Here is a 10,067-nt window from a genome sequence, read left to right as displayed (position 1 = left end):
TGCGGGCGATCCGACCTTCACAGTCGGCATCGGCAACACCGACACGATCTCCGGCACCATCTCCGACGGCACAACGCCGGGCGATGTGGTGAAAGCCGGCGACGGCACGCTGATCCTGTCGGCCATCAACAGCTACACAGGTGCAACCACCGTCGATGCCGGCACGCTGAATGTAACGGGCTCCATTGCCTCTTCGAGCCTCACCACCGTCAATTCCGGCGCGACCCTCCTCGGCACCGGCGCAGTCGGCAATCTCGAAGTCGCCTCGGGAGGCATCTTCGCGCCGGGGGCGGCCGGCATCGCCGGCGGCTCGACGACCGTCTCGGGCACGCTGACGCTCGGCATCGGTTCGACCTATCTCGTCGCCGTCAATCCGTCGACGGCCTCTTATGCCGATGTCAGCGGCACGGCCTCGCTCCATGGCACAGTGCTCGCCGCCTTCGACACCGGCGCCTATGTCGGACGGCAGTACACCATCCTGCAATCGGCGGGTCTCGACCACACGACCTTCGACAATTTGAGCGTCACCGATCTTCCCTCAGGCTTCGCGGCAAGCCTCGAATATACGGATAATGACGTGCTGCTCGATCTGACGGCGGTGCTGGGCGCGGGCGACACGCTCGATCGCAATCAGCGGAATGTTGCCGACGGGCTCAACACCTATTTCAACAATGGCGGCACGATGCCGTCGAATTTCCTCACCATCTTCGGCCTCTCGGGCGGCAATCTCGCCGGTGCGCTGAGCGGGCTTTCGGGCGAGGTCGCGACAGGCGGCTCGGCAGGTAGCTTCCGGTTGATGAGCCAGTTCCTCGGCCTCCTCTCGGGCACTCCGGAAATGGGCGCGGGCGGCGGCACGCTCAGCTTCGCGCCGGAGGGCGGTCCGGCCCTTCCCGCGGTGGCGAGCGCCTATGCGCCGACGGCGGCGGCAGCGGCGCCGTCGGACGGACAATGGAAGCTCTGGGGCACGGGCTTTGGCAGCGCGAACCGGGTCGACGGCGATCCCGTGGCCGGAAGCCATCGAGTCACGTCGAATGATTACGGCTTCGCCGCCGGCGCCGATTACGGCTATTCGGCCGATACCGTTCTCGGCTTCGCGGTCGCAGGTGGCGGTACGAGCTGGGATCTGGCTCGCGGTCTCGGCGGCGGCGACAGCGATGCCTTGCAGCTCGGCCTTCACGCCGCGACACGGTTCGGCCCGGCCTATGTTTCGGCGGCGCTGGGCTTTGCCAATCACTGGATGACGACCGACCGTGCGGCCTATGGCGACCGCCTCTCCGCCGATTTCAAGGCGCAGCTCTATGCCGGCCGCCTCGAGGCAGGCTATCGCCTTGCGCCAACCGCGACGCTCGGCCTCACGCCCTATGCCGCCTTGCAGGTCCAGCACTTCCGGAGCCCCGGCTACAGCGAAACGGATGTTGGCGGCGGCGGCTATGCGCTGGCCTATGAGGCGAGGAGCATGACCGACACGCGAAGCGAACTTGGCGCCCGGCTCGATCAGGCGACCATGCTTGGCGGCGATCGGCTGGTCCTGAAGGTTGGGGCTGCCTGGGCACATGATCATGTGACCGGCAATTCGGCGACGGCGGGCTTCCGGTCGCTTCCGGGGTCGAGCTTCACCGTCTCGGGCGCGGACACGCCGCATGACACGGCTCTCGTCTCGACGGGCGCCGAGCTTCAGCTCGCCGCGAACCTGACGCTATCGGCCAGTTTCGATGGCGAGTTCGCCTCGGGCTATCGCAGCCTCGGCGGAACGGGCGTGCTGCGGTATTCCTGGTAGAAGGCTCGCCTTTCGCCAGAGGGCGTGGGCGGCACTGGCATTTTGGTCTCTATTGTCCTAGATAGAGGCCGAAAATGCCTGTCCCGTCTTGTCGGCCGGGCCGAAGGATCTGGCCCATGCGCCTCTATACCGTGCACGAATTGAGCGGACCCGCTGTCGACAGCGAAGGCGTCGAATTCGTCCATGAGGGCTTCTGCTGGCCCGCTTTCTTCGCCGGACTCCTGTGGCTTCTTTACAAGCGGCTCTGGCTTGCTTCCCTGCTCTATGTCGCCGCCGCCCTTCTTCTGGGTTCCGGCGTCCTGGCGCTGGGGATCGTCGCGCCGGGCCCCCTGCTTTGCGCTGTGGCCTTCCATTTTCTGCTGGCCGCGACGGCGAACGACATCCACCGCTGGACGCTCGGGCGCCGCGGTTACCGGGAGATCGCGATCGTCGGCGGCCGTAACCTCGTCGAGGCGGAACGCGACTTCTTCCGGCAGTGGTCGGGCCCCGTCGCGCCGGCCTCCCCGACCGTAACATCCGCCACGCTCTCCACGTTTGCCACGACGGGCGCCGTCTGGCCGCGCCGGCCCGCCGCCGATCATGGCGACGGCCACGGCGTTCTCGGCCTCTTTCCCAAGGCGGGAGGCTGACATGCTGGTAACGATCATCGATTACGGGTCGGGCAATCTCCGCTCCGCCGCGAAGGCATTCGAGCGCGCCGCGCTCGAAGCCGGCGTCGATGCCCGCATTCTGGTGACTGGCGATCCGCACGATGTGCGCGGCGCCGACCGCGTGGTGCTGCCCGGAGTCGGCGCTTTCGGCGACTGCCGTGCCGGCATCGACGCGATCCCCGGCATGATGGAGGCGCTGGAAGACGTCGTGCGCCGCGACGCGCGGCCTTTCCTCGGCATCTGCGTCGGCATGCAGCTGATGGCGACACGCGGCCTCGAACACGGCGTTCACAAGGGCTTCGGCTGGATCGAGGGAGACGTCGCGCTGATGAAGCCGCTCGATCCCGATCTCAAGATCCCGCATATGGGCTGGAACACGATCACCGAGCTGCGCCATCACCCGCTGCTTGACGGCGTCGCGACGGGCGACGCCGGCCTCCACGCCTATTTCGTCCATTCCTATGCCTTCGTCCCGGCGCATGAGGAGGATGTCGTCGCCCGCGCCGATTACGGCGGGCCGGTAACGGCAATGGTTGCGAAGGAAAACATGGCGGGCACCCAGTTTCATCCCGAGAAGAGCCAGACCCTCGGCCTCGCCCTGATCGGAAATTTTCTGAAGTGGCGTCCCTGAATGGAAATCAAATGATCCTGTTTCCGGCCATCGACCTGAAAGACGGCCAATGCGTCCGTCTGGTGCGCGGCCTCATGGAAGAGGCGACCGTCTTCAATGACGATCCGGCTGCCCAGGCGCGCGCCTTCGAGGTGGCGGGTTTTGAATATCTGCATCTCGTCGATCTGAATGGCGCCTTTGCCGGCTATCCGGTGAATGCGGCGGCCGTCGAGGCGATCCTGAAGGCGATCAGGATTCCTGCCCAGCTCGGCGGCGGCATCCGCGATCTGGCAACCATCGAAATGTGGCTCGAAAAGGGCGTCGCCCGTGTCATCATCGGTACGGCGGCGGTCAAGAACCCGTCGCTTGTCAGCGATGCCTGCCGCAGGTTTCCCGGCCGTGTCGCCGTCGGTCTCGATGCGAAGGGCGGCCGCGTCGCCACCGAGGGCTGGGCGGACGTTTCCGACCTCACCGTGCTCGACATGGCGCGCCGCTTCGAAGATGTAGGCGTGGCCGCCATCATCTACACCGATATCGACCGCGACGGTGTGCTCGGCGGGCTGAACATCGACGCCACTGTCGCTCTCGCGAACGCCATATCGATCCCGGTCATTGCGTCCGGCGGCCTCTCCTCGATCGAGGACGTCCGCGCGCTCATCGCCGCGAACTGCAAGGGGCTCGAAGGCGCGATTTCCGGCCGCGCGCTTTATGACGGCCGCCTCGATCCGAAAGAGGCGCTTTCTCTCCTGAAGAGGGCCGCATGACGCTCAAGGCCCGCGTTATCCCCTGCCTCGACGTCAAGGATGGCCGCGTCGTGAAAGGCGTCAACTTCGTCGATCTGCGCGACGCCGGCGATCCCGTCGAGGCGGCGCGCGCCTATGATGCGGCGGGCGCGGACGAACTCTGCTTCCTCGACATTACGGCAAGTCACGAAGAGCGCGCGATCATCTTCGACGTCGTCGCGCAAACGGCCGAGCACTGTTTCATGCCGCTGACCGTCGGCGGCGGCGTGCGGACGATCGAAGATGTCAGGAAGCTGCTGCTGGCCGGCGCGGATAAGGTCTCGATCAACACCGCGGCCGTCAACGACCCCGATTTCGTCAAGGCGGCAGCCGAGAAATTCGGCAATCAATGCATCGTCGTCGCGATCGACGCCAAGGAAGTCGCGCCGGGCAAATGGGAAATATTCACCCATGGCGGACGCACACGCACCGGCATCGATGCCGTTGAATATGCAAGGAAAGTCGCAGCGCTGGGCGCCGGCGAAATCCTGCTGACCTCGATGGATCGCGACGGCTCGAAGGCCGGCTTTGACATTCCGCTCACGCGTGCGGTGTCGGACGCGGTCACCATCCCGGTGATTGCGAGCGGCGGCGTCGGCAATCTCGACCACCTGGTGGCCGGTATTCGCGACGGGCATGCCAGTGCCGTCCTCGCCGCCTCGATTTTCCACTTCGGCGAATACACGGTGGGCGAGGCCAAGGCCCATATGGCGGCGGCCGGAATTCCCATGCGCCTTTGACCGGCGCTTCCTCCGCCTTGCTGGCGACTGTGCGGCTTTGACACGCGGCGTTGCGGCGCAGCATGAGTGATTTGCCAGCGTCCGGATTTCTGCGCAGAATGAATTTTCTGCCAAATTGCGGTGTTGCAAGGACAGCATCTTTTTTGGGCAGTGGGTGGCAAGACTTGCGTTCCGTACGGACAGCAGCCGTCGTCATAACCGATCGAGTTCCCGCAAATGAATCGCGAGATTGAGCTCAAGCTCGAATGTGAGCCCGACGTCCTTAACCGCGTTTCGCAATCGCCCGTTCTATCGCGGCTGAAGCGCGGCCGCGCCAGCGCAAGGACGCTGCGGTCCGTTTATTTCGACACGGAAGATTTCTCCCTGATGAAGAGCGGTCTTGCGTTGCGTGTCCGCGAAGGCGGCGGCAAACGCATCCAGACGCTGAAGACGGAAAGCGAAGGCGGCGGTCTCGCCAGCGATCGCGGCGAGTGGGAAGTGCAACTCGAGCGGAACGAGGAGGGGCCGAACCTCAATCGCCTGCCGGCGAGCATCAAGGCGCGCATCCGCCAGGCTGCCAACGGCGCGCCGATCGCGGCGCGTCTCGTTTCGGACATCCACAGAATCGCGCGTCAACTGACGACGCCCGACGGCGACGAAATCGAACTCGCGATCGATCGCGGCGTGCTCCGCGCCAATGGCCGCGAGGCCCAGGTCAGCGAAGTCGAACTCGAATTGAGGCGTGGCGATCCCGCCAGTCTCTACCGTCTGGCGCTGGAGCTTGCCGACATGGTGCCGCTCCGCATCGGACTTCGTAGCAAGGCCGAGCGCGGATTGACGCTCGCCGGCGACGGCAAGGTTGAGGCGATCCGCGCCGAAGCGGTCGCCTTCGAGCGCGACGTGACGGTCGAGGCGGCCTACGCTGCGATCTTGCGTCATTGCCTGTCCCATTTTCTTCTCAACGAAGCCGTCGCCGTCGAGAGCGGTTCGTCGGAAGCTCTTCATCAGATGCGCGTCGCGCTGCGTCGCATGCGCTCAGCCTTCGCAGCTTTCGGGAAGCCCGTGGCGGATGCGAGCGCGAAGCAGCTGTCGCGAGAGGCGAAATGGCTCGCGACCGCCATCGGCCGCGCTCGCGACTTCGACGTCTTCATCGCCACCATCGTCGCGCCGGTCCTCCGGGAACGCCCCGACGACAAGGGGCTGGTCGCACTCTGCGACGCCGCCGAGAAGGCACGCAAGCGCGCCTGGGCGGGTGCCCGCGCGGCGCTCCGCTCGGCCCGGATGAGTTCCTTCGTTCTGCGTCTCGCACTTTATATCGACGAGCGCGGTTGGCGAGACGATGAGGAAGCGAATGTCTCGCGTCTCGAGGCGCCGCTCTCAGCCCTCGCGCCGAAAATTCTCGACCGGCAACTCAAGCGAGCCGCCAAGCTCGGCCGCCATATTGGCGATCTTGAGATTGCCGAGCGGCATGAGCTACGCAAGCGACTGAAGCAGCTGCGTTATACGTTGGGCTTCTTTTCCTCGCTTTACCGCCGTGCCGATACGCGCCGCTATCTTCACGCACTGGCGGAACTGCAGGATGTTTTCGGCGCATTGAACGACGTCGAGGCGGCTCACAAGCTGACCGAAGAGTTAACGGCGCTTGAGCCGATTCTCGCCGAGTCCGGCCGGCACATTCTCGCCCATCACGAGCGACGGGCCCGCAAGGAATGGCAATCGGCTCTCAAGCTCTGGGACGAATTCCGCGACGTCGAGCCCTTCTGGCGCTGAAGACTTCCGTTTCTCGGTGATATCGAAACTTTTTCGTTTCTCATTTAATCGAATCTGAAAGAGTTCGCCCCTAGCATTCGTCCGTACCGTCGCGACCCGCCCGTTGTGGCAGGCTGCGACCCTGGGGGATGAACAGAAAATGTCCGGAGAACCGCCTCTCCGTCGCTCGACCGAAAACCGCACGCAAGTCGATCCCCTGCGCGATCCGCAGGCAATCATCGGCCGCCGCATCGGCCAGAATGCCCTTGCCAAACTCGCCGAATTGAATGCGCGCTATTTGCGGGGCGTTCCCAATGGCTGGTGCGTGGTCATGAAGGATTGCGATCTCTCCGGCCTCGATCTGCGCGGCCTGAATTTTTCGCATGCTCATTTCATCGCCTGCACGTTCGAGAAGGCCGATCTGGAAGATGCGCGTTTCATCGGCGCCAATCTTTTCAGCGCCAATTTCGACGACGCCAACCTGACGCGTACCGATTTCGCCCAGGCCGACCTGCGTGGCGCCTGCTTCGTCAATGCCGAACTCACCGGAGCGCGCCTCGAAGGCGCCGATCTCCGCCGCGGCGTCGTCATCCGCGCCGACAACAAGATCAACGGCACGCGCGAGAATTCGACGTTCCGTAACGCCACCCTGCGCGGTACCAATCTCACCGGCTGCAAACTTCTCGATTGCGATTTCCAGGGCGCCTCCATGTCGGGCGTCTCCCTCAACGGCGCCGATCTGCGAGGCGCGAACTTTGCCGGTGCCGAGCTTCAAAGCGTCGGCTTCGTCGGCGCCAATCTTTCCGACGCCGACTTCCGCCGCACCGTGATGGACGAGGCGACCGCCACGAACGGCGACATGATGCGGGCGACCAAGGCCCGCCGCGCGCCCGGTCCGGAGCGCCTGAAGCGCATGCTCGACAATCATCTCGTCTGGATACAGACGAGCCAGAAACAAGGCGAGCGGGCCAACTTCTCGCACATGGACCTGTCGCGGACCGATTTCTCCCGTTCCGTTCTCGCCAGCGCCATTTTCCGGGGCGCCATTCTCGCCGATGTCTCCTTCGAGCGCGCGATCCTGGCCGCCGCCGATCTGCGCGATGCGATCCTGCTGCGCGCCAATCTGACAAGGGCCGATCTTCGCGGCGCCGACCTTCGCGGCGCGAGCCTCAAGGATGCGATGCAGGAAGGTATCCGCACCGGCGAAATGCTGGGCGTCAATCTCGCCACCCGCACCTGATCCCGCCCGATCCCGTCGCCTCAGACCTCGCCGAAAGCGCATCCCTTGCCGAATGCCCCTTCAACCATGCGCTTCGCGATTGTCTCATGCCCTTCCGCGTCGGGATGAATTCTATCGGGCAGGCTGCTGGCGTCCGCCGCTCCGAAGAGCGAAAGCCCGTCGAGCAGAGAAAGCGTCTCGTCGCCGCCGCCGCGCCGGCGCTCGACAACATTTGACAGTATCTCGCGCACATCCGTCATGCACAGCGCGCCGTCCTCGCGTGCATGGGGTCGCGCCTCGCGCAGGTAGGTCCCGCCCGGTATTCGGCGGACAGGGCCGGGCTCGTCTTCGATCAGTGGACAGAAGATCGGCGAAATCACAAGAAGCGGGGTCGTCGGGCAGCCTTCACGGATCGTATCGAGAAAGCTGTGTACCGCATTGGCGAAAGTTCTGCGGCGGAACGTATCCAAAGATACGACATTGGCGCCTAGCTTGAGACTTATCAGATCGAAAGCGCCATCGCGAAGCGTGCGTGCGACGAAGCCGTCCAGGTGGCATTGCCCGGCAAGCCCGAGATTGACGAGCTCCACGCCGGCGGCGCGCGCGGCAAGCGCGGGCCAGCTCCTCGATGGTCCGGCGGCTTCCATGCCATGACTGATCGAGCTGCCATAATGAGCCCAGACGCGCGCTTCCGAAGACGTCTGTTCCAGCAAGGCCGTCTGATCGAGGCGTAATCCGCTGATTTCGCAACATGCCGATTGCGGAAGCCAGATGACGACGCGCTTGGCGCCCGCAGCGAGTTCGAACCGCAATGTGGTGGACCGGCCGGCGACGAAAGCGACTTTGGCTTCATCGACGACAATGGTGTGGCCTGCAGTGAGCGATCTCGCGTCGCAATGGTCACCCGCGTAGAGCTCGACTGTCGCCTCGCGGCGGGCCTCGCCTGCGAATTGCAGGCCGGTTTCTATGATGTCGAGCTCGACGATCGAGGATGTCGTTGCGAAGGCGAGACGCACACCGCTCGTCATCGCCGCCATCAGGTCGAAGGCGGGTTCCGGCGACTGCGTCCGTGTCCAGGCCGGCAGGCGCGAGAACCGGATGATGTGCGCGCGTCGCTCAACGTGAAGCGCGCCCAGCACCGCGACGCGCGGATCGTTCAGCGGGATGCTTGCAAGCGGCGTCAACGCGCGTTCGCCGCGGCGACCTAACGCAATGCGCCTCGCCAATGATCCAGGCCAGGTACGATCCGGCCCGGCGTCTTCGCCGCCTCGTCCGCCATGCGCAGCAGCATGGCCTCTTGCGCCAGCGGGTGTTTCTCGAATGCGGAAATTTCCTCTTGCGTCATCGCGCCGCCCTGAAGGTCCAGCGACGTCTTGCTGATCGGCGAGAGACGCGCCGCATAGGAGCGATCGGTCGCGACGAGATAGCGCTTGGCCGCCACATGAAGCCCCACGAGTTCCGCGACGCGATCTCCGAGCACCGCGCGGACGGCCCCGGCGCCGACACGGTCATGAACGCGTATGTGGCAGCGCCCGTGACAGATGTCATGGACGAGGCCCGCGATCTGAAGTTCGATATCGTCCGGCGCGCAGGCTTCAAGTTCGGCGGCGCATTGAAGGCCGTGCTCGAGCTCGAACAGCCCCGGCTCCTCCATCGGCATGGTCGCCGTCTCCTGCAAATAGGCTTCGATCGCGTCGACCGTCTCGAATGGCGTATCGGTTTTGTCGAGCTTCGCGGTCATGGGAATGTTCCTTTCACGGGTTGGGCGTTGACAAGGGTGGCCAGCGGCCGACGCCGCCATCCTCGACCAGCATCCCCGTCATCGTTCGATCGAGGTGCTCCATGCGCCAGGACAGCATCTGTTCCGCCAGCGACAGACGTAAGGCGGGATTGTCGATCGGCGTTCGCCAGCTCGGATCCGCGGCGCAGTCGAAGGCCAGCGACGAGCCGTCGCCGAAATGGACATAGGCCGCCTCATCCGTTCGCAGGACCGCCAGCGATTGTCGTTCAAGGCGGCGATCGCGCGGCCAGTCATATGGCCCGCCGCGAATAAAAGAGAAGCGCCAGTCGAATTCCCAGTGTGCCGCGCTGCGCCACCATTCAGGCTTGCCCCCGCCGTCGATAAAGGGTGTGAGCGGAAGCCCGTCGCATTGCGCCGGGACAGGTTCCCCCAGCGCTTCGCACAGGGTGGGAAACCAGTCGACATTTTCGGTGAAGGCGTCGACGACCGCGCCGCGCGCCTTGCCCGGCCTTGGATCCCGAACGATCCCCATAATGTGATAGCTCGCTTCGAAGAAGCCGAGCTTCTGAATGAGCCCGTGGTCGCCGAGCTGTTCGCCGTGATCGGACGTCACGATGATAAATGTGTCGTCCCACAGACCGCGTTCTTCGAGCGCCTGCCATACGCGCCCGAGCTGATGGTCGGCCTCGCTGATCATGCCGTAATACTGCGCCCTCACCCGAGCCATTTCCTGCGGATCGGCGGGAGCAGCCAGCTTCGGATGCCTCATCAGGCTGTCATGCAGCCAATGCCGCGTTTCGGATGCGGCGATGGGCGCGGG

General features: G+C 64.7%; 10 protein-coding genes. 7 read left to right on the top strand and 3 right to left on the bottom strand.

Features of this window, described 5'->3' with window-relative positions; genetic code table 11:
• The 7 genes from VMR03_RS11460 to VMR03_RS11430 form a co-directional block, all read left to right on the top strand.
• On the top strand, positions 1-1,777 hold a 1,777-nt coding region (locus VMR03_RS11460), incomplete at its 5' end, for an autotransporter domain-containing protein (protein WP_325405310.1).
• Positions 1,778-1,893: 116 nt separating this feature from the next.
• Entirely contained in the window at positions 1,894-2,406 is a 513-nt protein-coding gene (locus VMR03_RS11455; protein ID WP_325405308.1) for a DUF2628 domain-containing protein, read from the top strand.
• 1 nt (position 2,407) lies between these two features.
• Positions 2,408-3,058, top strand: a complete 651-nt coding sequence (hisH, locus tag VMR03_RS11450) for an imidazole glycerol phosphate synthase subunit HisH (protein ID WP_325405306.1) — start codon at positions 2,408-2,410, stop codon at positions 3,056-3,058.
• An 11-nt stretch (positions 3,059-3,069) separates the two neighbouring features.
• Positions 3,070-3,801: a 1-(5-phosphoribosyl)-5-[(5-phosphoribosylamino)methylideneamino]imidazole-4-carboxamide isomerase gene (gene hisA, locus VMR03_RS11445; RefSeq protein WP_325405304.1), complete on the top strand. Its 732-nt coding sequence runs from the start codon at positions 3,070-3,072 to the stop codon at positions 3,799-3,801.
• Positions 3,798-4,559, top strand: coding sequence for an imidazole glycerol phosphate synthase subunit HisF (gene hisF, locus VMR03_RS11440; RefSeq protein WP_325405302.1), 762 nt, complete (start codon positions 3,798-3,800; stop codon positions 4,557-4,559). The genes hisA and hisF overlap by 4 nt, the downstream gene beginning before the upstream one ends.
• 216 nt (positions 4,560-4,775) lie before the next feature.
• Positions 4,776-6,308 carry a CHAD domain-containing protein gene (locus VMR03_RS11435; RefSeq protein ID WP_325405301.1) on the top strand — a complete coding sequence of 511 codons (1,533 nt, stop codon included), beginning with the start codon at positions 4,776-4,778 and terminating at the stop codon, positions 6,306-6,308.
• Positions 6,309-6,447: 139 nt separating this feature from the next.
• The gene (locus VMR03_RS11430) at positions 6,448-7,527 is read left to right on the top strand and encodes a pentapeptide repeat-containing protein (RefSeq protein WP_325405299.1); all 1,080 of its coding nucleotides are present in this window, start codon (positions 6,448-6,450) and stop codon (positions 7,525-7,527) included.
• Between the two features lie 20 nt (positions 7,528-7,547).
• Here the strand turns inward: VMR03_RS11430 and VMR03_RS11425 are convergent, their stop codons facing one another.
• The 3 genes from VMR03_RS11425 to VMR03_RS11415 all read right to left on the bottom strand — a co-directional run.
• The gene (locus tag VMR03_RS11425) at positions 7,548-8,690 is read right to left on the bottom strand and encodes a GDSL-type esterase/lipase family protein (RefSeq protein WP_325405297.1); all 1,143 of its coding nucleotides are present in this window, start codon (positions 8,688-8,690) and stop codon (positions 7,548-7,550) included.
• Between the two features lie 20 nt (positions 8,691-8,710).
• Positions 8,711-9,247, bottom strand: a complete 537-nt coding sequence (locus VMR03_RS11420) for a hypothetical protein (RefSeq protein WP_325405295.1) — start codon at positions 9,245-9,247, stop codon at positions 8,711-8,713.
• 13 nt (positions 9,248-9,260) lie between these two features.
• The coding region (locus VMR03_RS11415; protein ID WP_325405293.1) for a sulfatase-like hydrolase/transferase at positions 9,261-10,067 on the bottom strand (807 nt) is incomplete at its 5' end.

Source organism: Parvibaculum sp. (assembly GCF_035511255.1).
In the GTDB taxonomy this organism is placed as follows: domain Bacteria; phylum Pseudomonadota; class Alphaproteobacteria; order Parvibaculales; family Parvibaculaceae; genus Parvibaculum.
The sequence above is the reverse complement of the archived record's forward strand: the minus strand, read 5'-3'. Positions and strand labels throughout refer to the sequence as shown.

Excerpts from the sequence above, each read along its gene's own strand:
- VMR03_RS11455 (WP_325405308.1), top strand. The coding sequence starts at position 1,894 with ATGCGCCTCTATACCGTGCACGAATTGAGCGGACCCGCTGTCGACAGC.
- hisH (WP_325405306.1), top strand. The coding sequence starts at position 2,408 with ATGCTGGTAACGATCATCGATTACGGGTCGGGCAATCTCCGCTCCGCC.
- hisA (WP_325405304.1), top strand. The coding sequence starts at position 3,070 with ATGATCCTGTTTCCGGCCATCGACCTGAAAGACGGCCAATGCGTCCGT.
- hisF (WP_325405302.1), top strand. The coding sequence starts at position 3,798 with ATGACGCTCAAGGCCCGCGTTATCCCCTGCCTCGACGTCAAGGATGGC.
- VMR03_RS11435 (WP_325405301.1), top strand. The coding sequence starts at position 4,776 with ATGAATCGCGAGATTGAGCTCAAGCTCGAATGTGAGCCCGACGTCCTT.
- VMR03_RS11430 (WP_325405299.1), top strand. The coding sequence starts at position 6,448 with ATGTCCGGAGAACCGCCTCTCCGTCGCTCGACCGAAAACCGCACGCAA.
- VMR03_RS11420 (WP_325405295.1), bottom strand. The coding sequence starts at position 9,247 with ATGACCGCGAAGCTCGACAAAACCGATACGCCATTCGAGACGGTCGAC.